25 protein-coding genes and 1 tRNA gene are annotated in these 24,683 nt (G+C 70.3%); 16 read left to right on the plus strand and 10 right to left on the minus strand.

The genetic code is table 11. From position 1 onward, the window contains the following. The first annotated feature begins 161 nt into the window (after positions 1-161). Positions 162-359 carry an excisionase family DNA-binding protein gene (locus ACFHVL_RS24195; RefSeq protein ID WP_416630723.1) on the plus strand — a complete coding sequence of 66 codons (198 nt, stop codon included), beginning with the start codon at positions 162-164 and terminating at the stop codon, positions 357-359. Continuing rightward, positions 359-1,603: a tyrosine-type recombinase/integrase gene (locus ACFHVL_RS24200; RefSeq protein WP_416630724.1), complete on the plus strand. Its 1,245-nt coding sequence runs from the start codon at positions 359-361 to the stop codon at positions 1,601-1,603. The genes ACFHVL_RS24195 and ACFHVL_RS24200 overlap by 1 nt, the downstream gene beginning before the upstream one ends. Before the next feature lie 77 nt (positions 1,604-1,680). Here the strand turns inward: ACFHVL_RS24200 and ACFHVL_RS24205 are convergent. From ACFHVL_RS24205 to ACFHVL_RS24220, 4 genes are all read right to left on the minus strand, one after another. Further along, positions 1,681-1,752: transfer RNA gene (locus ACFHVL_RS24205), tRNA-Val, on the minus strand. Positions 1,753-1,900: 148 nt separating this feature from the next. Then, the gene (locus ACFHVL_RS24210) at positions 1,901-2,365 is read right to left on the minus strand and encodes a peroxiredoxin (protein ID WP_416630725.1); all 465 of its coding nucleotides are present in this window, start codon (positions 2,363-2,365) and stop codon (positions 1,901-1,903) included. Between the two features lie 14 nt (positions 2,366-2,379). After that, positions 2,380-2,817, minus strand: a complete 438-nt coding sequence (locus tag ACFHVL_RS24215; protein WP_416630726.1) for a DUF3052 domain-containing protein — start codon at positions 2,815-2,817, stop codon at positions 2,380-2,382. A 109-nt stretch (positions 2,818-2,926) separates the two neighbouring features. After that, the gene (locus ACFHVL_RS24220; RefSeq protein WP_416630727.1) at positions 2,927-5,338 is read right to left on the minus strand and encodes a transketolase C-terminal domain-containing protein; all 2,412 of its coding nucleotides are present in this window, start codon (positions 5,336-5,338) and stop codon (positions 2,927-2,929) included. 230 nt (positions 5,339-5,568) lie between these two features. Here ACFHVL_RS24220 and ACFHVL_RS24225 point away from each other — a divergent pair, with 230 nt between their 5' ends. The 6 genes from ACFHVL_RS24225 to aceE all read left to right on the plus strand — a co-directional run bounded on the left by ACFHVL_RS24225 (position 5,569) and on the right by aceE (position 11,025). After that, complete coding sequence (locus tag ACFHVL_RS24225) at positions 5,569-5,739, plus strand: hypothetical protein (RefSeq protein WP_416630728.1); 171 nt, start codon at positions 5,569-5,571, stop codon at positions 5,737-5,739. Between the two features lie 16 nt (positions 5,740-5,755). Beyond that, positions 5,756-5,896, plus strand: a complete 141-nt coding sequence (locus tag ACFHVL_RS24230; protein WP_416630729.1) for a hypothetical protein — start codon at positions 5,756-5,758, stop codon at positions 5,894-5,896. Between the two features lie 15 nt (positions 5,897-5,911). Then, positions 5,912-6,823 carry an ABC transporter ATP-binding protein gene (locus ACFHVL_RS24235; RefSeq protein WP_416630730.1) on the plus strand — a complete coding sequence of 304 codons (912 nt, stop codon included), beginning with the start codon at positions 5,912-5,914 and terminating at the stop codon, positions 6,821-6,823. Further along, positions 6,810-7,607, plus strand: coding sequence for an ABC transporter permease subunit (locus ACFHVL_RS24240; RefSeq protein WP_416630731.1), 798 nt, complete (start codon positions 6,810-6,812; stop codon positions 7,605-7,607). The genes ACFHVL_RS24235 and ACFHVL_RS24240 overlap by 14 nt, the downstream gene beginning before the upstream one ends. A 75-nt stretch (positions 7,608-7,682) precedes the next feature. Next, positions 7,683-8,087, plus strand: a complete 405-nt coding sequence (locus ACFHVL_RS24245) for a YjbQ family protein (RefSeq protein ID WP_416630732.1) — start codon at positions 7,683-7,685, stop codon at positions 8,085-8,087. Between the two features lie 175 nt (positions 8,088-8,262). Then, positions 8,263-11,025 carry a pyruvate dehydrogenase (acetyl-transferring), homodimeric type gene (gene aceE / locus ACFHVL_RS24250; protein ID WP_416630733.1) on the plus strand — a complete coding sequence of 921 codons (2,763 nt, stop codon included), beginning with the start codon at positions 8,263-8,265 and terminating at the stop codon, positions 11,023-11,025. Positions 11,026-11,091: 66 nt separating this feature from the next. Here the strand turns inward: aceE and ACFHVL_RS24255 are convergent, their stop codons facing one another. Further along, entirely contained in the window at positions 11,092-11,544 is a 453-nt protein-coding gene (locus tag ACFHVL_RS24255; protein ID WP_416630734.1) for an SRPBCC family protein, read from the minus strand. Between the two features lie 177 nt (positions 11,545-11,721). On the opposite strand from ACFHVL_RS24255, the gene gltX reads away from it, so the two are divergent. Beyond that, positions 11,722-13,161 (plus strand): glutamate--tRNA ligase, encoded by a 1,440-nt coding sequence (gltX, locus tag ACFHVL_RS24260; RefSeq protein WP_416630735.1) that lies wholly within the window; start codon positions 11,722-11,724, stop codon positions 13,159-13,161. Positions 13,162-13,179: 18 nt separating this feature from the next. Here the strand turns inward: gltX and ACFHVL_RS24265 are convergent, their stop codons facing one another. After that, on the minus strand, positions 13,180-13,776 hold the full coding sequence (locus ACFHVL_RS24265; protein WP_416630736.1) for a copper resistance CopC family protein: 597 nt from the start codon (positions 13,774-13,776) through the stop codon (positions 13,180-13,182). Between the two features lie 255 nt (positions 13,777-14,031). On the opposite strand from ACFHVL_RS24265, the gene ACFHVL_RS24270 reads away from it, so the two are divergent. Continuing rightward, on the plus strand, positions 14,032-14,676 hold the full coding sequence (locus ACFHVL_RS24270) for a hypothetical protein (RefSeq protein ID WP_416630737.1): 645 nt from the start codon (positions 14,032-14,034) through the stop codon (positions 14,674-14,676). Positions 14,677-14,950: 274 nt separating this feature from the next. Here ACFHVL_RS24270 and ACFHVL_RS24275 read toward each other — a convergent pair whose 3' ends face one another. Beyond that, positions 14,951-15,643, minus strand: coding sequence for a phosphatase PAP2 family protein (locus ACFHVL_RS24275; RefSeq protein WP_416630738.1), 693 nt, complete (start codon positions 15,641-15,643; stop codon positions 14,951-14,953). Positions 15,644-15,746: 103 nt separating this feature from the next. Between ACFHVL_RS24275 and ACFHVL_RS24280 the strand changes: the two genes are divergently transcribed. The 5 genes from ACFHVL_RS24280 to fabF all read left to right on the plus strand — a co-directional run bounded on the left by ACFHVL_RS24280 (position 15,747) and on the right by fabF (position 20,873). Beyond that, positions 15,747-16,976 carry a PucR family transcriptional regulator gene (locus ACFHVL_RS24280; RefSeq protein ID WP_416630751.1) on the plus strand — a complete coding sequence of 410 codons (1,230 nt, stop codon included), beginning with the start codon at positions 15,747-15,749 and terminating at the stop codon, positions 16,974-16,976. A gap of 136 nt (positions 16,977-17,112) precedes the next feature. Further along, positions 17,113-18,318: an acyltransferase domain-containing protein gene (locus tag ACFHVL_RS24285; RefSeq protein ID WP_416630739.1), complete on the plus strand. Its 1,206-nt coding sequence runs from the start codon at positions 17,113-17,115 to the stop codon at positions 18,316-18,318. Between the two features lie 31 nt (positions 18,319-18,349). Beyond that, positions 18,350-19,294, plus strand: a complete 945-nt coding sequence (locus ACFHVL_RS24290) for a beta-ketoacyl-ACP synthase III (RefSeq protein WP_416630740.1) — start codon at positions 18,350-18,352, stop codon at positions 19,292-19,294. 116 nt (positions 19,295-19,410) lie between these two features. Then, on the plus strand, positions 19,411-19,650 hold the full coding sequence (locus ACFHVL_RS24295) for an acyl carrier protein (protein WP_416630741.1): 240 nt from the start codon (positions 19,411-19,413) through the stop codon (positions 19,648-19,650). After that, positions 19,647-20,873, plus strand: a complete 1,227-nt coding sequence (gene fabF / locus ACFHVL_RS24300) for a beta-ketoacyl-ACP synthase II (RefSeq protein WP_416630742.1) — start codon at positions 19,647-19,649, stop codon at positions 20,871-20,873. Before ACFHVL_RS24295 ends, fabF begins: the two co-directional genes overlap by 4 nt. 80 nt (positions 20,874-20,953) lie before the next feature. Here fabF and ACFHVL_RS24305 read toward each other — a convergent pair whose 3' ends face one another. Beyond that, positions 20,954-22,696, minus strand: coding sequence for a glycoside hydrolase family 3 protein (locus ACFHVL_RS24305; RefSeq protein ID WP_416630743.1), 1,743 nt, complete (start codon positions 22,694-22,696; stop codon positions 20,954-20,956). Between the two features lie 65 nt (positions 22,697-22,761). Next, positions 22,762-23,253: a DUF3145 domain-containing protein gene (locus ACFHVL_RS24310; protein WP_416630744.1), complete on the minus strand. Its 492-nt coding sequence runs from the start codon at positions 23,251-23,253 to the stop codon at positions 22,762-22,764. Between the two features lie 318 nt (positions 23,254-23,571). Here ACFHVL_RS24310 and ACFHVL_RS24315 point away from each other — a divergent pair, with 318 nt between their 5' ends. Continuing rightward, on the plus strand, positions 23,572-23,901 hold the full coding sequence (locus tag ACFHVL_RS24315; RefSeq protein ID WP_326552562.1) for a hypothetical protein: 330 nt from the start codon (positions 23,572-23,574) through the stop codon (positions 23,899-23,901). A 103-nt stretch (positions 23,902-24,004) separates the two neighbouring features. Here the strand turns inward: ACFHVL_RS24315 and ACFHVL_RS24320 are convergent, their stop codons facing one another. Continuing rightward, positions 24,005-24,643, minus strand: a complete 639-nt coding sequence (locus tag ACFHVL_RS24320) for a carbonic anhydrase (RefSeq protein WP_416630745.1) — start codon at positions 24,641-24,643, stop codon at positions 24,005-24,007. Between the last annotated feature and the right edge of the window lie 40 nt (positions 24,644-24,683).

Genomic DNA, 24,683 nt, shown 5'->3' on the forward strand with positions numbered 1-24,683 from the left:
ACCGGGCCGAACCTCTCGACACCCACCGCCACGCGCCACCGGGGAGAAGCGTGAACCGCGCAGATCGCATGTGCCCCGCCGTCGAAGAAGCCGCTCACCGTACCGGCCCCGCCTCGCCGTCGGGTGAGCGCCGTCCAGTCAGCCGCAGGGAGAGGAACACGTTGGAAGCCACCCCCGCCGCCCGTCCCCGTGTCCTGCGCGTCGAGGAGGCCGCGCATGAACTCGGCATCGGCCGATCGCTGGTCTACGACCTGATCCGGTCCGGCCGGCTTCGGTCGCTCAAAGTCGGAAGCCGCCGATTGATCCCGACCGCCGCCATCGACGAAGTTATCGACCTACTGTCCCAGGAGGCAGCCTGATGGCCACCGGCAACCGAAGCAACCGATCCAACGGCCCTCGCCGCAACCCCAACGGTGAAGGCTCGATCTACCAGCGGGCCAGCGATGGCCGGTGGGTCGGTCAGGCGTACGTCCTCACCACCGACGGCACCCGCAAGCGCAAAGCCGTCTACGGCGCGACCTGGCAGGAGACCCACGACAAGCTGACAGCGCTCAAGGCTCAGTCTCGCCAGGGCATCCCGATCCCGGACCGGGCGTGGAAGCTCGCCGATTACCTGCCGTACTGGCTCGCCGGGTACGTCGCCGACCTCAAGCCGACCACCGCCCGAGGCTACGAAAGCGCCGTCCGGCTGCACCTCATCCCCGCGCTCGGCACCAAGCGTGTCGATGGGCTCCAGGTGCAACACGTGCGCACGTTCCTCGACGAGTTCCGGCGCAAGTGCCTGTGCTGCACGGCCGGGACCGACAAGAACCGGCCGGCTGATCGACAGTGCTGCTCTGCCGGTCGCTGCTGCGCGCACTACCCGAGCGCGCGTCAGATTCAGTTCGTGCACGCCGTACTGCGAAACGCGCTGCAGCACGCGATGCGGGAAGAACTCGTCTCCCGCAACGTCGCCAAGCTGGTCCGCGTGCCGTCGCCGCGATACAAGGTCGGCAAGGGACTGTCGGTGGAACAGGCACGGACGTTGCTCGCCGCCGCAGAAGGACACCGCTTGTACGCGCTGTACGTCGTCGCCGCCACGATGGGACTCCGACGCGGGGAGCTGCTCGGGCTCCGCTGGTCGGATCTCGACCTCGACAACGGCGCGGTCAGCATCGCGCAGACCGTGCAGCGGGCCGGCGGCAAACTGCATCTGCAGGACACCAAGACGGAGGATTCGGAAAGCGTGCTGCCGCTGCCGGATTGGACCTGGATGGTGCTACTCGACCACCAACAGGATCAGCAACGGGAGCGGGATCGGCTCGCCGAGGTCTGGGAGGATCACGACCTGGTCTTCCCGTCCGAGCGGGGAACCCCGATGGAGCCGCGCAACCTGAACCGGCACTTTGCCGCGCTGCGGGACAAGGCAGGGCTACCGGATGTCCGGCTGCACGACTTCCGGCACACGGTCGTTTCGCTGCTGATGGAGTTGGGCGTACCGCCGCACGTCGTCCAGGCCATCGCCCGGCACGCGGACGTGAAGATCACGTTGAAGATCTACGCGCATGCGAACCTCGACGTGATGCGCCAGGCGCTCGGCAAGCTCGACGGGCGGCTGTCGTGAAGGCGGTTGCTGTCACCGTTGCTGTCAGCCGGCCGGCTGGCTGACCCTCAACCTGCTCCGTCGCTGGTCGGGATGGGTGGGCGCGGCAGGTTTCGAACCTGCGACCCCTCGCTTGTAAGGCGAGTGCTCTCCCACTGAGCTACGCGCCCGGGCATGACGAACCTGGCCGGCCCGGCGGCGGCCAGTTTACCCTGCTGCCGTCGGGCCGATGCGACGGCGTTCCCAGGGGCCGGGAAGCGTGACCACCGACCTGCGGGGCCCGCCTACGGTGGCGGGCTCCCGCTGGTCAGGCGCGATTCAGCCAGCCAGGTCGGCCAACGCCTTACGCCAGGCCGCCTGGTCACGCGCCTGACCCGGCCCGTTCATCTCGGCGAACCGGACCACGCCTGCCTTGTCGATGACGAAGGTCCCCCGGTTGGCGATCCCGGCGGTCTCGTTGAAGACGCCGTACGCCTGGGCGACGGCGCCGTGCGGCCAGAAGTCGGCCAGCAACGGGAACTGGAAGCCTTCCTGCTCGGCCCAGATCTTGTGGCTGTAGACCGAGTCGACGCTGACGGTCAACGTCTGGACGTCGTCGTTCACGTACACCTCGAGGTTGTCCCGGATCTCCTGCAGCTCGCCCTGGCAGGTCCCGGTGAACGCGAGCGGGTAGAAGATCAGCAGCACTGCCGCCCGCCCACGGTAGTCGGCCAGCCGGACCTCCTGGTTGTTCTGGTCCTTGAGGGTGAACTCCGGCGCCTGCGCGCCGACCTCGACGGGCATTTCCGCTCCTCCGCTCACTTCTTGCCCTTGGCCCCGCGGCGTAGTACCAGCCGGGCGGCGCTCCAGTCCTTGCCAGCGTTTATCGTCGACGTCTGCTGCAGTCCGGCGCTGGGCGCGGACTCGCTGATGTCGCTCGGCTCGACGTGGCCCTCGCGCCCGGCCTTGGGCGTCAGCAGCCACACCACCCCGTTGTCTGCCAGCGGACCGAGCGAGTCGACGAGCAACTCGAACAGGTCGCCGTCACCTTCGCGGTACCACAGCAGCACCGCGTCGACGACCTCGTCGGTGTCTTCGTCGACCAACTCGCCGCAGCGGTCGGCTAGGGCGTCGCGGAGATCCTGGTCGACGTCGTCGTCATAACCGATCTCCATGACCACCATGCCCGGCTCGATGCCGAACCGGTCCGCCAGGCTCCGTACGCCGTCGGCGGCCTGACCAGCGGTCGCGCTCACTGTTGCTTGCCTCCTCGTCTTGAGCTGCCGGTATCCAACAGACACCGATAGCGGGTAGTTCACACAGTTGTGCCGGCCGGCGCAAGTGGCGCACCGAGTTCACCGGAATTTACCGCGCCAGCAGCGCTCGGGCACCCTGGGTAATGGCATCCTCGTCGACCAGCACCTGATATGCGGCCGGCCCCAGCGGGATGTAGGAGTCCAGCGCGGCGATCCGGGCGACGGCACCGACGTAGCCGGCTTCGACCAAGGCCGCCAGCACTCCTTCGCCGACTCCGCCGGAGCGTCGGGTCTCGTCGACGATGAGCACCCGGCCGGTCGCGGTCGCCTCCCGGATGATGTCGGCGACCGGTAGTGGCGCGAGCCACCGCAGGTCGACGACGCGGCAGCCGATCCCCTCGATTGCCAGGCGCGCGGCGACCCGCAGCGACATCCGTACGCCGTTGCCAAAGGTGATCACGGTCAGGTCCTCGGCGCTGCCGATCGGGTAGCTGCGGGCCCGCCCGACGGGTATGTGCCCGGTGCCCCACTCGCCGGGCGGCGCGTACGGGGCGAGCCACTGCCCGTCGTCCGGGGTGTGCAGGTCCCGGGTCTCGTAGCCGGCGATCGGCTCGACGAAGACACAGACGCTGCCGTCGACCGCGGCGCTGGCCAGGCAGGAGCGCAGCAGCCCGGCGGCGTCCTCGGCGCGTGCCGGTATGACCACCACCAGGCCGGGGATGTCGCGGAGCACCGCGAGGGAGTTGTCGTTCTCGCTGTGGCCGCCGAGGCTCTCCTGATGGGCCAGGCCGGGCACCCGCAGCACCATCGGGTTGCGGTAGCCGCCCTTGGAGAGGAACTGCAGTGCCGCCGCTTCGCCGCGCAGCTGGTCCTCGGCGCTGTGCAGGTAGGTGAGGTGCTGCACCTCGACGACCGGAAGTTGGCCGGCCAGCCCCGCGCCGAGGGTGAGGCCGAGGATGGAGGTGCCGTCGCCGGTGGTGTCGAAGACCCGGTTGGTCCCGAACCGGTCCCGCAGCCCGGCGGTGACGCCGTACAGACCGCCCTTGGCCGCGACGTCCGCCCCGAACACCGTCATCGCCGGGTACGTCAGCATCGCGTCGGCGAGGGCCGCGTTGATTGTCTGGGCGAGCGTCATCGGTCCGCGTTCCTCGGGCAGCCGGGTGCCGAGGGTGGTGGCGCGGGTGGTGGCCGCCGCACCGGCGGCGCGGGCGCCGGTGTCGGTGACGACCCGGGCGACCCGGATCGGGCGCCGGGGTGCGGTGGTCGCCACGACCTGGGCGGCGGAGTCGAGTTTCGGCTCGCCGATCACTTCCTCAGCGACCTTGCGTACCTGCCAGCCGATCTCGTCGTACCGCGAGATGATCTCGTCGGGGTTGGCCAGTCCGGCGGCGATCAGCAGCCGGGCGGTGCCGACCAGGGGGTCGCGGGCGACGTCCCGGTCGATCTCCTCGGCGGTGCGGTAGGCCGTTTCGACATCGGCGCCGGCGTGTCCCATCAGCCGCACGGTGGACAGGTGCAGCACCGCCGGCCGACGGTGCTCGCGGACCCAGGCGGCGGCCTCGGCGGCGACGTCGTACGTCTCGCCCAGGTCGCAGCCGTCGGCGGTCAGGTAGCGCAGCCCTGGCCGGCTACGCAGCGCGGCGGCGACCCAGCCGTCCGGTGACCGCATGCTGATCCCAAGGCCGTTGTCCTCGCAGACGAACAACGCTGGCACCTTCAGGCCGGTGTGGTCGGCCCACCCGGCGGTGTTCAGCGCCGCGGTGGCGGCGGCGTGGTTGATCGCCTCGTCGCCGAAGGTGCAGACGACGATTGCGTCGTCCGGCCACGGTAGGCGGGGTTCGAGGTACGGACGGCTGGCCGACGCGGACCGGGTGAGTCCCGGTTGGCGTTGCCGGATCGCCGGGACGATCCGGCGCATCCGGTCGATGCCCAGGGCCAGCCCGACCGCTCGGGGCAGGTGTGCGCCGACCATGCCGGAGGTGGGTACGACGTTGATCGCGGCGTTGCCGAAGACCATGCCCCGACCGCCGGTGATGGGATCGGCCGCCGAGGCCACCGCGCCCCGTAGTACGTCGCGGGCGGCATCGGTCAGCGCGTCGGATCCGGACCCGGTGAGGTCGGCACCGGAGTCGTCGACGCCCGAGTCGTCGACGCCGGTGCCGTGGCCGGCGGGCAGATCGGCCTGGCTGAGCCGGGCGCAGTAGAAGCCACCGGATCGGTAGTGCAGCAGCGCCGGATCGGTCACCCGGACGGCGGCGGCGAGCGCGGCGTTTCCTTCGTGCCCGGAGGATCCGATGGTGTGGAAGCCCTCGCCGAAGCTGCGGAGCCAGCGTTTGGCCAGGTCGAGGTGCCGGCTGGTGAGTTGGGCGTCGAACAGCGCGAGCGCTGTCTGCCCGGTGAGCACGGTGCCGTCGCGGACCGGCTGTTCGGGTGCCCGCCGGTCGGCCGGTTCGTCCATCGCGGCGACCGCGGTGCGGAATCGTTCGTCGAGGTCCTGCGGGGTGGTCACGTCGGACAGCATTACCGACCCTCGTCTGGTGATGCCACCGGGCGGCTGGCGGGCCGCTGGCCCGGGTCGGGGCAGACGGCAGCACCGCAGGTGGCCGGGGAGGTCATGGTCGCGATGCTACGCGGCAGCCGGACAAACGGCAGGGGAGCCGCGCCGCCAGCGCGACCAGGATGGGCGAGGTTGCACCCGCGGAGTACTATGAGTTCGGAAAGTTCTGAACTTCGGAAACAAAGGCGATCATGATGCATGACCAACCCGTCGAGCGCGGCTACGCAAAGGAAGCCGGCGTCGTGCTCAGCGGGATGGGCCTGCCACCCGCCGCCGGCAAGATCCTCGGCTGGCTGCTGATCTGCGACCCACCGAGTCAGACCGGTAGCGACATCGCCGCAGCCCTCGACCTGTCCAAAGGCTGAGCTCCTGGACCGGGGCGTGGAATTCGCCGGTGGTCCGCAGGCACGCACCAGCGAACGGCTCGTATACCTGCGCGACTTCTACGCGTTCATCGAGCGCGAGAAGCCGTTGATCGTCGAACGCTTCGAAGCGGAGCGTCGGAACCGCAGAGATAGATGAAGGAGGCGAGGTCCGATGGCTGACCCGGCCATCTGTACAGAGCAACTCGTCAAGACGTACGGCCGCAACCGCGGGCTGACCGGTCTGGACCTGCAGGTCGAAACCGCCGAGGTGTACGGCTTCCTCGGTCCCAACGGAGCCGGCAAGTCCACCACGATCCGGCTGCTGCTGGATCTGATCCGCCCCACCAGCGGCAGCGCCCGCGTGCTGGGGCTCGACCCCCGCGCCGACGGAGTGGCCCTGCGCCGTCGGATCGGATACCTGGCCGGCGACTTCATCGTCGACGGACGGCAGACCGGCCGCGAACTGCTGACGTATCTGGGCAACCTGCGGGGTGGGGTGCCCAAGGCCCGGATCACCGAGCTGGCCGAACGGCTCGACCTGGACCTCGGCCGACGCATCAAGGGGCTGTCCAAGGGCAACCGGCAGAAGGTCGGCGTGGTGCAGGCGTTCATGCACTCCCCCGAACTGCTCATCCTCGACGAACCGACCAGCGGGCTCGACCCGTTCCTACAGCAGGAGTTCGTCGCCATGGTCCGCGAGGCGAAAGCCGCCGGGCAGACCGTCTTCATGTCCTCGCACGTGATGAGCGAGGTGCAACACACCGCTGACCGGGTGGGGATCATCCGCGACGGCCGGTTGGTGACCGTCGAGCGGGTCGAGGACCTGCGGGAACGGGCGGTACGACAGGTCGAGATCGTCTTCGACGCTCCGGTCCCGGCCGGCGAGTTCGAAGCGGTGCCGGGCATCAGCGACGTGGTGATGAGCGGCTCACGACTGCGCTGCCGGCTCGACGGCCGGGCCGACGCGCTGATCAAGGCGGCCAGCCGGCACACGGTTGTCAGCATGCTGTCGGAGGAGCCCGACCTGGAGGAACTGTTCTTCACCTTCTACCGTCGTGAGGAGGCCGGCGATGCTGCTGTCTGACCCGTTCACCAAGGCGCTACGCGACACCAGCCGGTCGATGCTGACCTGGGCGGTGGCGATCACCGCGGTCGGCACCATGTACGCCTCGTTCTGGCCGACGATGCAGTCGCCGGAGATGATCGAGGCGATGGCCGCCTACCCGGAAGGGATGCTGGAGGCGTTCAACTTCAGCGACGTCACCAGCCCGGCCGGTTATCTCGGCAGCGCCGTCTTCGGCCTGCTGATCCCGCTGCTGGTGGCGGTCTTCGGGATCACCGCCGGGGCGCGGTCGATCGCCGGTGACGAGGAGGCCGGCTCGCTGGACCTACTGCTGGCTCATCCGGTCGGGCGGGCGAAGGCCGCGCTGCAGCGGTTCGCCGCTGTGGCGGTCTGGCTGGCGCTGACCGGCGCGCTGCTCTGGCTGGCGCTGGTCGCGATCCGCGGCCCGGCCGAGTTCACCGCCGTCGGGGTCGGCGACCTGGCCGCGATGAGTCTGCACCTGGTGCTGTTCGGTATGGCGTTCGCCGCCCTGGCGTACGGGGTGGGCGCCGCCACTGGCAGCCGCGCGACGGCGCTCGGCGTCGGTGCCGTGGTGGCCGTCCTCGGCTACCTGGCCAACGCCGTCCTACCGCAGGTCGAGGCGCTGGCGTGGACCCGCGACATCTCCCCGTTCCACTGGTATCTCGCCGGTGATCCGCTGGTCGACGGGGTGCAGATGAGCGGCGTTCTACTGCTGGTGGGTTTCGCGGCCGTCCTGGTCTCGGCCGGCACCTGGCGGTTCACCCAGCGCGACATCGCGGTCTGAGCTGTGCCGAGCGGTGGGTGGCCGCAGCGGTCGCTGCGGCCACCCACCGCTCGGCCACCTGGCAGACTGGCCGGCATGGACTCCGAGTTGATCTCGATCCGGACAGGTTCCCGGCCAGCGGTCCGGGACATCACCGCCGAGGCGGGACGCTTCGTCGCCGGACGCGGGAACGGCCTGCTGCACGTCTTCGTGCCACACGCGACCGCCGGTGTCGCGGTCATCGAGACCGGCGCCGGATCCGACGACGACCTGCTGACCGCGCTGGACGCGGTGTTGCCGACCGACGACCGCTGGCAGCACCGGCACGGGTCGCCGGGGCACGGCCGCGATCATGTACTGCCGGCGTTCGTGGCCCCGTACGCCACCTTGCCGGTGCTGGCCGGCCGGCTCGCCCTCGGCACCTGGCAGTCGATCTGCCTGGTCGATCCCAACGGTGACAACACCGAACGGAAGGTTCGCTTCTCCTTTCTCGCCGGCTGACGGCTCCTCGCCGGCTGCCGGCCCGGGCTCGCCGTGGCGGCGGGACCACCACTGAAGTTACCGACTGGTATCTGTGTCTCAGATCGCCTCTATGGCGACCACGCGTGACGCAACCACCCCCCAGGGGGCAGGATGGTCGAGAGACCTATCCCACACACGACTGAGGGAAACGCCTGTGGCAACGGAACGCAAGCGCCCGGTGATCAGCGACGGCCTGCCGAGCCAGCTTCCGGACATCGACCCTGAAGAAACCAGCGAATGGGTCGAGTCACTCGACGGAGTGATCGACGAACGTGGCGCCAAACGCGCCCGGTACGTCATGCTGCGCCTGCTCGAACGGGCTCGGGAGCGTCAGGTCGGGGTGCCGCCCCTGACCACCACCGACTACATCAACACGATCCCGCCGGAGCGCGAGCCCTGGTTCCCCGGCGACGAGATGATCGAGCGGCGGATCCGCGCGTACATCCGGTGGAACGCCGCGGTGCTGGTGCACCGCGCGCAGCGGCCGGAGATCGGTGTCGGTGGCCACATCTCGACCTACGCCAGCGCCGCGTCGCTGTACGAGGTGGGGATGAACCACTTCTTCCGCGGCAAGCAGCACCCCGGCGGCGGTGACCACATCTACTTCCAGGGCCACGCCTCCCCCGGCATGTACGCCCGGGCCTTCGTCGAGGGCCGGCTGTCGGAGCAGCGCCTCGACGGCTTCCGGCAGGAGCTGTCGCACGCCGGGCTCGGTGGCGGGCTGCCCTCGTACCCGCACCCACGACTGATGCCGGACTTCTGGGAGTTCCCCACGGTCTCGATGGGCCTCGGCGCGATCAACGCGATCTACCAGGCCCGGTTCAACCGCTACCTGCAGCACCGCGGCATCAAGGACACCTCCGACCAGCACGTGTGGGCGTTTCTCGGCGACGGTGAGATGGACGAGCCGGAGTCGCTCGGCGCGATCGGGCTGGCCGCCCGAGAGGAGCTGGACAACCTCACCTTCGTGATCAACTGCAACCTGCAGCGGCTGGACGGCCCGGTCCGCGGCAACGGCAAGGTCATGCAGGAGCTGGAGTCGTTCTTCCGGGGCGCCGGCTGGAACGTGATCAAGGTCGTCTGGGGCCGGGAGTGGGACCCGCTGCTCGCCGCCGACACCGACGGCGCGCTGGTCAACCTGATGAACACCACCCCGGACGGCGACTACCAGACCTACAAGGCGGAGTCCGGAGCATACGTGCGGGAGCACTTCTTCGGCCGCGATCCGCGTACCCGCAGGATGGTCGAGGGTCTCACCGACGACGAGATCTGGAACCTCAAGCGCGGTGGGCACGACTACCGCAAGCTGTACGCGGCCTACAAGGCGGCCACCGAGCACACCGGCCAGCCGACGGTGATCCTGGCCAAGACGATCAAGGGTTGGACGCTCGGGCAGCACTTCGAGGGCCGCAACGCCACGCACCAGATGAAGAAGCTGACCCTGGACGACCTGAAGACCTTCCGGGACCGGCTCTACCTGGACGTGCCGGACGAGCAGCTGGAGGCGAACCCGTACCTGCCGCCGTACCTGCGCCCGGCCGACGATTCCCCGGAGATGACCTACCTGCAGGAGCGCCGCAAGGCCCTCGGCGGGTACGTGCCGACCCGTCGGACCACTCCCCGCGTGCTGGCCATCCCGGCCAGTGAGCGCTTCGGCGACGTCAAGCGGGGCTCAGGCAAGCAGAAGATCGCCACCACGATGGCCTTCGTCCGGCTACTCAAGGACATCATGAAGGACCGCGAGTTCGGCAAGCGGTGGGTGCCGATCATTCCGGACGAGGCTCGGACCTTCGGCATGGACTCGTTGTTCCCGACCCAGAAGATCTACTCGCCGCACGGGCAGAAGTACACGGCGGTGGACCGGGAGCTGTTCCTTTCGTACAAGGAGTCGACCGCCGGGCAGATCCTGCACGAGGGGATCAACGAGGCCGGTTCGGTGGCGTCGTTCACCGCCGCCGGCAGCGCGTACGCCACCCACGACGAGCCGATGATCCCGCTGTACATCTTCTACTCGATGTTCGGGTTCCAGCGCACCGGTGACGCGTTCTGGGCAGCGGCCGACCAGATGGCCCGCGGCTTCGTGCTGGGTGCCACCGCCGGGCGGACCACGCTCAACGGCGAGGGTCTGCAGCACGAGGACGGGCACTCGCATCTGATCGCCGCGACCAACCCGGCGGTGGTGGCCTACGACCCGGCGTTCGCGTTCGAGATCGCACACATCGTGGAGAACGGCCTGCACCGGATGTACGGCGAGTCACAGGAAAACATCTTTTACTATCTGACCCTCTACAACGAGCCGATTCTGCAACCGGCGCAGCCCGACGAGCTCGACGTGGAGGGCCTGCTCAGGGGTCTCTACCGGTACTCGCCGGCACCGCAGGTCAGCCGGACCGACGGGTCGACGGTACCCAGGGCGACGATCCTCGCCTCCGGCACCGGCATGCAGTGGGCGCTCAAGGCCCAGCAGCTGCTCGCTGAGGACTGGGGGGTGGCCGCCGACGTCTGGTCGGTGACGTCGTGGACGGAGTTGCGGCGCGACGCGGTCGTCTGCGAGGAACACAACCTGCTCAACCCGGGTGGCGAGCTGCGGGTGCCGTACGTACGGTCGGCGCTGGCCGACGCGCCCGCGTCGGTGGTCGCGGTCAGCGACTGGATGCGCGCGGTGCCGGACCTGATCGCCCGTTGGGTGCCGGGCGACTACACCTCGCTGGGCACCGACGGGTTCGGCCTGTCCGACACCCGGCACGCGCTGCGCCGGCACTTCCACGTCGACGCCGAGTCGGTGGCGGTGGCGACGCTGCGCCAGTTGGCGCTACGCGGTGAGGTGCCGGCCGAGGTCCCGGCCGGAGCCGCCAAGAAGTACGCGATCGACGACGTCAGTGCCGCACCGGTCGGGGAGACCGGCGGCGACTCCTGACCTTCGGTCGACGGGCCCCGGCGGTGTTCCGCCGGGGCCCGTCGTGGTCTGCGGTCCGGCGGTCGCTCAACAGATGTCCGCCGCGTGCCGGGCGGCGGCGAGTTCGGACAGCCGGCCCAGCGAGGTCTCCAGATCGGCTCCGATCCGATGCTTGCCCAGACGCAGCAAGGTGGCACTGACCTGGCCGGCCGGCCACCGTACGATGGTCAGCCGCACGGCGGTGCCGTCACCTTCAGGGGTGAGCTCGACCTGGACCTCGGTGCGCGCTTCGGACCGGACGCCGGGGCCGGCGGCCCGTTCCCGCCAGGCGATGAGCTTGGGCGGTTGAAAGTCGATGATCTCGGCGTCGGCCGCCGCACCGTCGGCGGTGTGCACTCGCATCCGTCGGACGTCACCGGCGATGACTTCGGCCTGCCGGACGCCCGCGAGCCAGTCGGCCAGCAGTTCGGCCTGCCCGACCACCTGCCAGACGGTGTCGATCGGGGCCTCCACCCGCCCACTGCGCTCGATGAGGATCATTCGTGTCGCCTGCCTCTGCCGGTCCTTCATGACAGGCGCAGCGTAGATCAGATGTATACCAAAAGGTGCAGTCTTCGCGATTCGGCCAGACGTTGGTGGCCCCGTCGGCGCACCGACCGGCGTCGGGGACCGGACCTGACCGCCGAGGCGTGCTCCGACGACCGTAGGCTGGAGGTCGTGACGGTACGCGTACGCTTCGCCCCCTCCCCAACTGGCATGTTCCACGTCGGCGGCGCTCGCTCCGCGCTGCAGAACTGGATTTTCGCCAAGCAGCACGGCGGCGTGTTCGTGCTGCGGGTGGAGGACACCGACGCCGCGCGCAACCGCCCGGAGTGGATCGACGGAATCCTCACCGCGCTGGACTGGATCGGCATCCGCCGTGGCTCCTACGAGGGCCCGTACTTCCAGTCGGCCAACGCCGGTGAGCACCGGGCCGCCGCCGAGCGGCTGCACCAGGGCGGGCGGGCGTACTACTGCGACTGCGCCCGCGCCGACGTCCAGGCCCGCACCGGCAGCGAGCACCGGGGATACGACGGGTTCTGCCGCGACCGGGGTCTCCAGGCCTGCGCGGGTCGCGCCCTGCGCTTCCGCACCCCCGACACCGGTAGCACGACCGTGGTCGACCTGGTCCGGGGCGAGCCCACGTTCGACAACCAGCTCATCGAGGACTTCGTCATCGCCCGTGGCGACGGCTCCCCGGTGTTCCTGCTCGCCAACGTCGTCGACGACATCTCGCAGGGCATCACCCACGTCATCCGCGCCGAGGAGCACCTGCCGAACACCCCGAAGCAGCAGCTTCTCTGGGATGCGCTCGGGGTCAAGCCGCCGATCTGGGCGCATGTTCCGGTGGTGGTCAACGAGAAGCGCCAGAAACTGTCGAAGCGGCGCGACAAGGTGGCTCTGGAGGCCTACCGCGACGAGGGCTATCTCTCCGCCGCCATGTGCAACTACCTGATGCTGCTCGGGTGGGCACCCAGCAACGACCGGGAGATCGTGCCCTGGTCGGTGATCGAGCAGGAGTTCCGGCTGGACGCGGTGAATCCGTCGCCAGCGTTCTTCGACGAGAAGAAGCTACGCGCCTTCAACGGCGAGTACATCCGGGCATTGCCGATCGAGGATTTCATCGCCGCCTGCCAGCCGTGGCTGACCGGGACCCCGCCGACCCCCGGCGCGCCCAGCGGCACCGGTGTCACCGTGCCGCCCTGGCGTCCGGTCGACTACGACCCGGCCACGTTCGCCGCGGTGGCTCCCCTGGCCCAGACCCGGATCGCGGTGCTGAGTGAGATCGTCGCGAACGTGGACTTCCTCTTCCTCGACATGCCGGCCATCGACGGCGCGGCGTGGACCAAGGCGATGAAGAAGGGTTCCACGGAGTTGCTGGAGGCCACGATCGCCGCCTTCGATGCGCTGCCCGAGTGGTCCGCCGACGCGTTGAAGGCAGCGCTGGAGCAGGTCGGTACCGCGCGTGGACTCAAACTCGGCAAGGCCCAGGCACCCGTACGGGTCGCCGTCACCGGCCGCTCGGTCGGTCTGCCGCTGTTCGAGTCGCTGGAGGTCCTCGGTGCGGACCGTACGCTGCGCCGGCTCCGCGCGGCCCGCACCGAGATCACCGGCTGACCGCCGCGCCGCCGGACCTCAGCCACTGCGCCGCCGGACGAAGAAGGCTCCGGCCCCGGCGGCGGCCAGCAGGACGACACCACCGAGCAGCCAGGGCCACCACGGTGTCGTCTCCTGACTGGCGGTCGCCTCCGGCGAAGCCGGTGCCGGCCCTGAGGTTGTCTCCTGCGGCGTCGGTGAGATCGCCGCCGGGCTGGGCTGCGCGCTCGGCGTCGGCTCCTCGGTCGGCTCGACGCCGACCGTCAGCGTGAACGCCACCGCACCTTTCACCTGGTGCCCGTCCGCCGACAACACATCGTAGTCCACCGTGTACTCACCTGCCGGCCCGGCCTGGAAGGCGATGCTGACCGCGGTGCCGTCGACGACCGGGGAGCCGGTGAACGCCGGCTGACCGTCGGGACCGGCCACGGTCAGCTCGATCTGCTCCGGGTTCAGCTTGGCCAGAAAGGTGAGTCGAACCGTTTCGGGAGCTTCTGCGAGTTCGGCGCCATCAGTCGGGTTGCTCCCGGTCAATACGTTGTGCGCGTATGCCGGCGACCCTCCGATCAGCACAGTCAGCACCCCGATGAACACTGCCAGCAATACCGCCGGTGCCCGCCCCACCCTGTCCCCCATCTGTTGCCATAGCCAGCTACCATCGGCCGCCAGATACGCGTTGGGCCGTAACCGGTCGACCTCCCTAGTTGGTCGGCCACCGGTCCGCGATGGTTCCCGAAATTTCCGACCGGCGGATGCAACCGTCCAGGGTCGCGCGGAGTCTCTCAAGTGAGGGCCCTGTCGAACCTACCCGTCGACGGATTGTATCGGAGCGCCATCGGGTACTGAGCACACCGACAAGGACGAGACCTCCGCGGGGCGAGGGAGTTGACCATGAGACAGCGATCCGCCAGGCATCTCGGCGCGGCCGCTGTGCTGTGCCTGGCACTGGGCGCCACCGGACTGGCGGCTGCCCCTGTGCACGCCGCTCCACCGGCTCCAACGACCGTGACCATCGAAGGTGACGACCTGCCCGAACCGCTGGTGGTGCACGCCGACAGCGGCGAACTGTTCAGCGCGGTACTCGGCCAGGTCAGCTGGCTCACCGGTCCGGGGCAGACCGGCTCACCAGAGGCCGACGAGCTCGGCCCCCAGTATCTGCTCGTGGTACTGGTCGACGATGAGCCGACTCGCAACTACGAGCTCTATCCGCTGGCCAAAGGCGGCCCACGGGCGTTCCGACCCGCCAAGCAGCCCGACGGCAGCAAGTCGACCGATGCCTGGTTCTTCGGCCGGTTGACCATGTCCGAGACCCTGCGGGCGGCAGGTGCGCCACTGCCCGCGCGACCCGACAGCATCAGCGGCGGCATCGGCGGTGGCGAACGAGTGATCCCGGAGGACTCGCTCAACCCCGGCGAGGATCTCGGCAAGATGTTCACCGACCTACGGCAGGCGATGCTGCTCAACGGTGCCGTAGTGGTCGGCATCACCCTGGGCATCGCGGTGATCGCCCTGCTGGTCCGCCGCCGTACCCGCTGAACCGACCGCGGTCCGCCTGATGGTCAGCACCAGCGATGCGGCGGGCGTTCCCGACGGTTGGCCCGCTGGCGAGGTCGGACACCGAGGTGCCGGTGCGCGCCGGCCCACCCTTGCTGGTAGACCCGGCAGGTCGGTGCCGGGCGAGGGTCGACCGGTTCGGCCCGATCCTCGCCCTGGCCGACGGGCGATCGTCCCGGCGGCGTCTGATCGCGGTCGCGTCCCCCATGCTGGTCATGCCCGGCACCGTTGCTGTGACCAGCTCCCACGTACGCCATCACGATCTCCTCACCTCGCACGAGCCGTCCCGGGACGACACCTTGCCAGGTCTGGAATCGGAAAGCGCCAGCCCCCCTGGTTGTTGTGGCACCCACCGGGCGGCCAAAGAGACGACGACCACCGCCAGCAGGCAGCCGCCGATCACGTCGACCGGCCAGTGCACGAGTAGCACCAGCCTGCTCGCGGCGATGACACCGACCCCGCTAGCCGCGAGCAGGCCGAGCAGCAGCCGGCCGGTACGGCCGACGCCCGACCAGGCCAGCAGGACGACCGCCAACGCGGCGGCCGCCGCGTTCGACGTGTGGCCGCTGGGGAAGCCGTTGGCCGTGACGGTGACGAACCCGTCGAGCGGACGGGGCCGGTGCAGCAGCCACTGTCCAAGGGCCCAACCGGCCGGCACGACGACGGTGACCGCCATGCAGAACAACGCCCGGGGGCGGTCCTGGCGCGCCGCGAACAGGACGATCGCGGCCAGCCCTGCCGCGATGAACGGAATGGTCGCCGCGAGGTCGGTGACAACGCGCAGCACCGTCACCAGTCCCGGCCGGTCGGTCGCGAACCCACGCAACCCGGCACTGAGCGGCGCGTCGAACCGGGCGATGGTCCCGGGTTCGACGACCAGGAGTGCCGTGAGCAGGGCCAAGCCGATCATGGCCAGTGTCGGGATTGCCATCGGCGGGCGGGCGATCACCAGCTCATGGTGGCACGGTCGCCGCCGAGCCGCCCGGCGACCATGACAGGCTGGCGGCGTGGCTACCCAGCGCAACGACAAGGCCGACGCGGCCGTACCGGCCGTGCCGGACCGCACCGGAGCCCCGGGTGAGCAGGTGGAGACCGGTGAGCCCCGACTGGCAGCGACGTTACGTCGGGTCGAGCGTTCGGCCGGAGCACTCGCCACCGCGAGTGTCGCCCAGATGGACGAGACGCTGCCGTGGTTCCGTGGACTGCCCGCCGACCAGCGGGCCTGGGTGATGCTGATCGCTCAGGCCGGGGTGGGCTCGCTGGTGGAGTGGCTACGCGGCGGCGGCGGGGCATCCGGCAGCCCGCAGTCGGTCTCCGACGAGGTGTTCGCGACGGCGCCACGCGCGTTGGCCAGGTCGATCAGCCTGCAGCACACGGTGGCCCTCATCAAGGTCACGATCGACGTGGTCGAGGCACAGGTGCCGCATCTGGCGGCGGCCGGTGAGGAGGCATTGCTCCGCGAGGCGGTGCTGCTGTTCTCCCGGGAGATCGCGTTCGCCGCCGCCCGGGTGTACGCGCGAGCGGCGGAATCACGCGGAGCGTGGGACGCCCGACTGCAGGCGCTACTGGTGGACGCGTTGCTACGGGGTGACTCCTCGGACGTGCTGGCCAGCCGGGCCGCCGCGTTGGGCTGGACGGACGCCTCGCCGGTGTCGGTCGTGGTCGGCCGGTCCCCCGGTGGCGAGGTCACCGCGGTGCTGCAGATCGTCTACCGGGCGGCCAGACGGATCGGGGTGGAGACCATCGGCGGGGTGCACAACGATCGGCTGGTGGTGGTGCTCGGCGGTGCGCCGGACTCGGTGGCGGCGACCGGGAAACTGCTGGACGCCTTCGGCGAGGGCCCGGTGGTGGTCGGACCGATGGTGGCGAGTCTCGACGAGGCGACCGAATCGGCGCGGGCGGCGCTGGCCGGTTACCGGGCCGCGCCGGCCTGGCCGGCGGCACCGCGGCCGGTGGCGGCGGCCGATCTGCTGCCGGAGCGGGCCCTGGCCGGCGACCCGGAGGCGCGGCGCCGGCTACGCCAGGACGTGTACGCCGCGCTGGTGCGCTCCGGGGGCGAGTTGCTCGAGACCTTGGACGCGTTCTTCGCCGCCGGTGCGGTGCTGGAGGCTGCCGCCCGGGCACTGTTCGTGCACCCGAACACGGTGCGCTACCGGTTACGCCGCATCGGTGAGGTCACCGGACTGTCGCCGTTCGTCGCCCGCGACGCGTACGCGTTGCAGATGGCGTTGGCGATCGGCCGGCTCGATCCACCGCCGCCGGTGCGCTCCCGGCCCGGCTGAATCCAGAGTAATCGACAATTCAGACAAATTCCGAGCGATGATCGCTGATATTTGTAGGATCCCTCCAACGACGGTAGTGCGGATTGGTACCGCAGCACACCCAAGTGACCCGTGGGTATCAGGGAGAGTCATAACCGTGCTCGCCGTCCTTTCCCCCGGCCAGGGTTCCCAGAAGCCTGGCTTCCTCACCCCGTGGCTCGACCTGCCCGGCGCCCCGGCCCGCCTGCGATGGTGGTCGGCGCTCGCCGGCGTCGATCTGGTGCACCTCGGCACGACCGCTGGCGTCGACGAGATCAAGGACACCGCCCGGACCCAACCTCTGCTCGTCGCCGCCGCACTGCTCGCCGCCGAACATCTGCCGGGCGGATCACCCGCCGGCCACCGCCGGGGCGGGCTGTACGACGTCGCCGTCGTAGCCGGCCACAGCGTCGGCGAACTGGCCGCGGCGTCGTTGGCCGGGGCCCTGCCAGCCGAGTCCGCGATCACCCTGGCCGCGGTCCGCGGCAGGGAGATGGCGGCCGCCTGCGCGCGGGAGACCACCGCGATGGCGGCGGTCCTCGGTGGCGACCGCATCGAGGTCCTCGCCGCCGTCGACAGCAACGGTCTGCACGCGGCCAACCACAACGGCGCGGGCCAGATCGTGGTCGCCGGTGCCGCCGGCCAGCTCGAGAAGTTCGCCGCGCAGCCGCCGGCCGGGGCCCGGGTCGCGGTCCTTCAGGTCGCTGGCGCCTTCCACACCCCGTACATGGCCCCCGCCGAACAGGCACTCGCCGCGGTCGCCGCCGGTATCACCCCGGCCGACCCGAACCGAATCTTGCTGTCCAACCTGGATGGTGCTGCGGTCAGCCACGGCCGTGAGCTGCTGCAGCGGCTGGTCCGGCAGGTCACCGCCCCGGTCCGGTGGGACCTGTGCATGCGAACCCTGGCCGACCTCGGGGTCACCGGCGTGCTGGAACTGCCACCCGCCGGCACCCTGGCCGGGCTGATCAAGCGAGAGTTCAAGGGCAGCGACGGGCCGGAGATCGTCACCCTCAAGACGCCGGACGATCTGCCTGCCGCGCGGAACCTGATCGCCCGGCACGGCATGATCCCCTGCCACGAGCCCACCATGCCCTTCCGGGTGGTCGTGTCGGTCAGCGCCGGCACCTTCGAGCCGGCGGCCGGACTCGCCGAAGGCGACCTGCTGAGCGCCAACCAGCTCATCGGACACGTCTCGACCAGGCAGGGTCCGGTCGAGGTCGCCGCGCACGACAACGGCGTACTCACCGAGTGGCTCGCCCACCACGACGACCCGGTCGCACCCGGCCAGCCCTTGGCCCGCATCAGCGGTACCCCACTGTGAACACGCACCGCGACGAGAAGGCAGCACACCGATGACCGGATCACGGATCGTCGCCCTCGGGCACTACCAGCCATCCCGAGTTGTGACCAACGACGAGCTGGCCGAGCTCGTCGACACCAACGACGCCTGGATCCGCGACCGGGTCGGTATCGTCACCCGGCGTATCGCCGACTCGGAGACCGTCTCCGACATGGCTGCCGCGGCGGCGGAGAAGGCACTGGCCAACGCCGGGCTCACCGCCGACGACATCGACCTGGTGGTCGTAGCCACCTGCACCGCGATCGACCGCAGCCCCAACGTGGCCTGCCGGGTGGCCGCGCGGCTCGGCATCGCCGCCCCCGGTGCCTACGACATCAACACCGCCTGCTCGGGCTTCAGCTACGCGCTCGGCACCGTCGATCACGCGGTCCGGGCCGGAGCCGCGCGCAACGCCATCGTCATCGGCGCGGAGAAGCTGTCCGACGTCACCAACTGGACCGACCGCTCCACCTGCATCATCTTCGGTGACGGGGCCGGTGCCGCGGTGGTCAGCGCGACCGGTGACAACGAGCCGAGCGGCATCGGCCCGGTGGTCTGGGGTTCCGCCCCGGATCGTGGCGACGCGGTGCGCATCGAAGGTTGGCGGCCGTACATCGAGCAGGAAGGTCAGTCGGTGTTCCGCTGGGCGACCACCGCGCTCGCCCCACTCGCGCTGCAGGCCTGCGAACGCGCCGGTGTCGAACCGGCGGACATCGCCGCCTTCGTTCCGCACCAGGCGAACGCCCGGATCATCGACGGGATCGCGAAGCGGCTCGGCATGCCGAACGCGATCGTCGCCAAGGACATCGTCGAGTCCGGCAACACGTCGGCGGCGAGTGTGCCGTTGGCCCTGTCGAAGCTGGTCGAACGCCGGGAGATCCCGTCGGGCGCCCCGGTGTTGTTGTTCGGTTTCGGTGGCGGCCTCACCTACGCCGGGCAGGTCATCCGCTGTCCATGAGTACCGTCCGGCGCTCATGTGGACCCGCCAGTTCGTCCGCGCCCCGGCGCGGAGCAGCACTGCTCGCAGTCGAGCAGGCAGTACCAGCCCATCCATCGAGAGGAAAGCAGAAAACCATGACCCGTGACGAGATCACCGCCGGCCTCGCCGAAATCCTCGAAGAGGTCGCCGGGGTCAGCCCGGACGACGTTGCCGGCGAGAAGTCGTTCACCGACGACCTGGACGTCGACTCGCTCTCCATGGTCGAGGTCGTGGTGGCCGCCGAGGAGAAGTTCGGCGTGAAGATCCCGGACAACGAGGTACAGAACCTCAAGACTGTGGGTGACGCCGTCGCCTACATCGAAGCGCAGGCATGACGATGGTCGACGTCGTCGTCACCGGGCTAGGCGCGACGACTCCGCTCGGCGGAGATGTCGCGTCCACCTGGGATGCCATGCTCAACGGCGAGTCCGGGGCTCGGCCGCTCACCCACGACTGGGCCGCGCAACTGCCGGTCCGGATCGCCGCCGAACTGGCGGTCGACCCCGCCGAGCGGCTCGACCGGGTCAAACTGCGCCGGCTCGACCGATCCGAGGCGATCGCGCTGATCGCCGCCGGTGAGGCATGGGCTGACGCTGGGCTGGGCGACGCCGGCGTCGACCGGGAACGTCTCGGCGTCAGCGTCGGTTCCGGTATCGGCGGTGCGCTCACCCTGCTGGCCCAGGACGACATCCTGGAAGCCGACGGGCCCCGGCGCGTCTCGCCGCACACCGTACCGATGCTGATGCCCAACGGCCCAGCCGCCTGGGTCGGGCTGGAACTCGGCGCGCAGGCCGGGGTGCACTCGGTGGCCAGCGCGTGTGCCACCGGTGCCGAGGCGATCGCGCACGGACTCGACATGATCCGCGCCGGTCGCGCCGACGTGGTGGTGGCCGGTGGCACCGAGGCCGTCGTACACGGCCTGCCGATCGCAGGCTTCGCCGCGATGCGGGCGATGTCGACCCGCAACGACGACCCGGCGCGGGCGTCACGACCCTGGGACAACGGCCGTGACGGATTCGTGCTCGGTGAGGGTGCCGGCATCGTCGTGCTGGAGCGGGCCGAACACGCGGCGGCGCGCGGTGCGCGGGTCTACGCCCGGCTCGCCGGAGCCGGCCTCACCTCCGACGGGTACGACATGGTGCAGCCGCACCCCGAAGGGCTCGGTGCCTCCCGGGCGATCCGGCTGGCGCTGGCCGACGCCGGTGTCACCGGTCGCGACATCGTGCACGTCAACGCACACGCCACCTCGACGCCGGCCGGTGACCTCGCCGAACTGATCGCGCTGCGGCGCGCGGTCGGCGACCACCCGGTACTCACCGCCACCAAGTCGATGTCCGGCCATCTGCTCGGCGCGGCCGGCGCGTTGGAGTCGATCATCACGATCATGACGATCTGTGAAAGCGTCGTGCCGCCGACGATCAACCTGGACGACCCCGACGACCGGCTCGACCTCGAGGTGGCCGCGCACAAGGCCCGACCGATGGACGTCCCGGCCGCGCTGAACAACTCGTTCGGGTTCGGCGGGCACAACGTGGCGCTCGTCTTCACCCGGGTCTGAGACCCGACCGGTCCCTCGACCCGAACCGACCGGCAGACGCCCCGGCCCAGCTCATGGGCCGGGGCGTCTGCCGGTCGCGCTCACTGCCCGCAGGATGTCGGTGGCAGGTCGCCCACCGACACCGGCAACCGGCCCGGTGCCTTCGTCTTACCCCGCAGCACGTCCGCCAGCGCGGACATCGACGCCGCACTCGACGAGTACGTCGCCAGCAGCACCGGTGATCGGGACTGTGCCAGCAGATACGGGGTGTCCATCGCGACGGTGACCGCCGCCGCCGCGCTCAGGTCGGACGCGCCGTCGCCGTAACCGACCAGATGCACGGTGGTCCCGCCACGGTCGACGACCTCGACCCCGCCGGCCCGCAGCGACTCGATCAGCAGAGTCCGGGTGCGGTCACGGCCGGCCGAGGCGGTGACGGTGACGGGTTGCCCGACCACGGTGCACGCTCCGCGTACCTGGGTGATGGCGGCGGCCGCCAACTCCCGCGCGGCGGCGTAGTGGCCGGCGGCCCCGAGCACCGACATCGGCGGCGTGGCCGCCCCGGCGAGGCGTTGCTTGAGGGTCAACACCCGGGTGACTGCCTGGACCAGCCGCTCACGCGGCAGCGATCCGTCGCGCAGCGCGCCGAGCAGTCCGTCGTACGTGGCGGTCACGTTCGGCGGCATCAGGATCAGGTCGTTGCCGGCGTTGACCGCCGCGACGGCCGCCGCGCCTGGTGGCATCACCTGTGCCGGTGCCATGTTCATCCCGTCGGTGACCACGACACCCTCGAAGCCGAGTTCGCCGCGGAGCAGATCGGTGAGCACCTTGCGGGAGAAGGTCGCCGCCACGCCGGGGTCGACCGAGGTCACGTCCAGGTGGCCGGACATCACCAGTCCGGCGCCGGCGTCGATGCCGGCCGCGAACGGCGGCAGGTCGGCGGTGTCCAGCGCGGCGCGGTCCTGCTCCAGCACCGGCAGATCGCCGTGCGAGTCGACGGCGGTGTGCCCGTGGCCGGGGAAGTGTTTGACGGTGGCGGCCACACCGGCGCCCTGCAGTCCACGTACGGCGGCGCCGACCTGCTGGGCCGTGAGTGCGGGATCCGCGCCGTAGGAGCGGGAACCGATGACGGTGCTGCTCACCCCGAGTACGTCGGCGACGGGGGCGAAGTCGACGTTGACGCCGAGTGCGGCGAGTTCGGTTCCCGCCGCCCGCCAGGCCGCCTCGGTCAGGTCCGGCCGACCAGCCGCTCCGGCGGCCATCGCGCTGGGCAGGATCGTGACGCCCTGGTCGATCCGGGTGACGATGCCGAACTCCTGGTCGGTGCCGATCAACAACGGCAGGTCACCGGCGCCAGCGGGCAGCGTCGCCGCAGGCAGGCCGCTGGCGGCCTGCTGCAGCCCGGTGGTCAGCGCGCGGACCTGGGCGGTGTCGTCGACGTTCGTGGTGGGCTGGTTGCTGCCGGTGGGGTCGTCGGCGGAGAAGCCGACCAGGATCAGTCCACCGAGCCGGTACCGCTCGATCATCTCGGCAGGGCTGTCCACCCCGGCGAGCTGCTGGTTGCCGGCGGCCGATCCGGCCGAGACCTCGGTCGCCGACCCACCGTAGGCGTACGGCATCAACACCTGCCCCACCAGGTCTTCATCACTGAGGGTGGCGGCTAGCCGGGCGGCGGGTGTCGCCGGGCCCGTGGTTGCCGTCGGGTCGGTCGACGGCCCGCTTGAGCTGCTGGGTGTGGTGTTCGGGGACGCCGACCCAGCTCCGGCACAGCCGCTCGTGACACCGAGGACAGCAAGCAGGAAGGCGGCAATCGTTACGCGGGGTGAGGGGAGCACACCGGCCATCACATCAGGCTACGGCGGTGGCGGCAACCTTGCGGGCCGTGCCGCACCCAGGGTCACCCGACGGACTACCCGACCCGGGTGAGCAGCGTCACCGGCGCGCCCTCACCCGCGTGCCGGTACGGCTCGAGTTCGGTGTCCCAGGCCGTACCCATGGCCTTGTCAAGGGCGTGTGCGAGCGCCTCCGGGGCCGGGGCCGCCGCGATGATCGCCCGGATCCGGTCCTCACCGAGTTGGATGTCGCCGGCCGCACCGATCGTGGCGCGGAACAGCCCACGCCCGGGTACGTGCATGAACCGCTCCCCGTCGGCTCCGGCGCTGGCTTCCTCGGTGACCTCGAAACGAATCATGGGCCACTGCCGTAGGGCAGCAGCCAGCTCGGCGCCGGTGCCTGGTCGACCGGTCCAACCACACTCGGCTCGGCGGCCGTTCGGATCGAGCGGCTGAGCTGTCCAGTGCAGGTTGACCGGCGCGACGAGCACACGCGATATGGCCCACTCGACGTGTGGGCACACGGCGAGCGGGGTCGAGTGGACGTATACGACGCCACGCGTTGGCACGGTGACCTCCCGGAGAGCGAGGTGCGTCTTCCCCTACGACCTCGATCACCCGGGTGGTGTGACTAATGATGACTGTTGTGACGGGTGGTGCGCCAGCGAATCGGGAATTTCGTCGCGGCGTTTCTCCGGGGCAGCACGCCGATCGGGTCGTCACCCACCGGAATGCCCGGCACCGGCAGGTCGTTGTGCCTGCTGACCGACCGGGTCACTCACAGGTGACCGGTTGGCTGTCCGGTAGAATGCTCCTGGCCTCTGTCGAGCCCTTCCGCACCCGTTCACACCTGTCCGTTTCCGTACGTTCTGCAAGGGAGTCACCCCGTGGCGAGCAACACCTCCAAGACCGCGCGCGCGTCAGTCCGCGCCGGCCAGGCCGGTCAGGGTGGTGCCCTGAGCGTCCTCGGCGAGTTCAAGTACCTGATTCCGCTCAACGGCGGCAAGCACGCGTACGTCCGGAACCTCACCAACGGCAAGACGGCTCACCTGCGGACCGACTCGGACGCCTTCGTGGAGGAGATCCGCGTGCTGGCCGGCGCCGGGCACGCCACCAAGATCCGCGCCGAGATCAACGCGCTGGCCGGCGCGTACCCGGAGCACGGCTGGGAGCTGACCGAGAAGCGGCTCGTCGAGGCCGGCATCTTCGAGGCCTGATCCGAGCCCGCAGCCAGCACAGAGTCACCGCGACACCTGCAACGGCCCCACCGGTGGTCCACCGGTGGGGCCGTTGCCGTCGGCGGCTGGCCCGCCGACGGTCTCAGGCGAGCAGCTCCACCTGACCGTTCCCGAGGTCGTAGACCCCGCCGGTGACGTCGATCCGGCCCTTCCCCAGCGCCGCCGCCAACGCGTCGACCTGCCGCAGCCGGTGCACGGTCCGGCGTACGTGGGCGCGGACCACGAGGGGCTGCGCCTGCGGATGGTCGACGCCGACCTCCGCCACGGCGGGGGCGATCTGCTCCACCAGGTACCCCACACTGCCCGTCGGACGGGTGCCGGAGCGCTCGGCGGCGATCGTCGACGCCACCGCGCCACACCGCTCGTGTCCGAGCACGACGACCAGCGGCACCCCCAGCGCGGCGACCGCGAACTCGATCGACCCGAGAATCGCCTGATCCAACACCTGTGCGCCGGAACGGCCGACGCAGATCGACCCGAAGGTCTGGTCGAAGATGGCCTCCAGCGGGACCCTCGAGTCGATGCAGCCGAGCACGAAGGCGATCGGATGCTGCTCACCGAGGGCGGCACTGGCCGCGGCGGCGGACACGTCGTGCCCGTGCCGGGGCTGCCCGGTGACGAATCGATGGTTGCCGGCCAGCAGTTCGGCCAGTGCCTCGGCCGGACCGGGGTGATCGGCCGGCGGCGGCCCGGTCGGTCGCGGGGCACGGGAATCCGACATCGGGAACGACGGTGACGACATAATTGCAGCCTGGTCTGCT

It is taken from the genome of Micromonospora sp. LOL_023 (genome assembly GCF_048060115.1).
Taxonomy (GTDB): Bacteria; Actinomycetota; Actinomycetes; order Mycobacteriales; family Micromonosporaceae; genus Micromonospora_E.

Coding starts and splice junctions, on each gene's coding strand:
- ACFHVL_RS24200 (WP_416630724.1), top strand. CDS start 359: ATGGCCACCGGCAACCGAAGCAACCGATCCAACGGCCCTCGCCGCAAC.
- ACFHVL_RS24210 (WP_416630725.1), bottom strand. CDS start 2,365: ATGCCCGTCGAGGTCGGCGCGCAGGCGCCGGAGTTCACCCTCAAGGAC.
- ACFHVL_RS24220 (WP_416630727.1), bottom strand. CDS start 5,338: ATGCTGTCCGACGTGACCACCCCGCAGGACCTCGACGAACGATTCCGC.
- ACFHVL_RS24225 (WP_416630728.1), top strand. CDS start 5,569: ATGCATGACCAACCCGTCGAGCGCGGCTACGCAAAGGAAGCCGGCGTC.
- ACFHVL_RS24235 (WP_416630730.1), top strand. CDS start 5,912: ATGGCTGACCCGGCCATCTGTACAGAGCAACTCGTCAAGACGTACGGC.
- ACFHVL_RS24240 (WP_416630731.1), top strand. CDS start 6,810: ATGCTGCTGTCTGACCCGTTCACCAAGGCGCTACGCGACACCAGCCGG.
- ACFHVL_RS24245 (WP_416630732.1), top strand. CDS start 7,683: ATGGACTCCGAGTTGATCTCGATCCGGACAGGTTCCCGGCCAGCGGTC.
- ACFHVL_RS24255 (WP_416630734.1), bottom strand. CDS start 11,544: ATGATCCTCATCGAGCGCAGTGGGCGGGTGGAGGCCCCGATCGACACC.
- ACFHVL_RS24265 (WP_416630736.1), bottom strand. CDS start 13,776: ATGGGGGACAGGGTGGGGCGGGCACCGGCGGTATTGCTGGCAGTGTTC.
- ACFHVL_RS24270 (WP_416630737.1), top strand. CDS start 14,032: ATGAGACAGCGATCCGCCAGGCATCTCGGCGCGGCCGCTGTGCTGTGC.
- ACFHVL_RS24290 (WP_416630740.1), top strand. CDS start 18,350: ATGACCGGATCACGGATCGTCGCCCTCGGGCACTACCAGCCATCCCGA.
- ACFHVL_RS24295 (WP_416630741.1), top strand. CDS start 19,411: ATGACCCGTGACGAGATCACCGCCGGCCTCGCCGAAATCCTCGAAGAG.
- fabF (WP_416630742.1), top strand. CDS start 19,647: ATGACGATGGTCGACGTCGTCGTCACCGGGCTAGGCGCGACGACTCCG.
- ACFHVL_RS24305 (WP_416630743.1), bottom strand. CDS start 22,696: ATGGCCGGTGTGCTCCCCTCACCCCGCGTAACGATTGCCGCCTTCCTG.
- ACFHVL_RS24320 (WP_416630745.1), bottom strand. CDS start 24,643: ATGTCGGATTCCCGTGCCCCGCGACCGACCGGGCCGCCGCCGGCCGAT.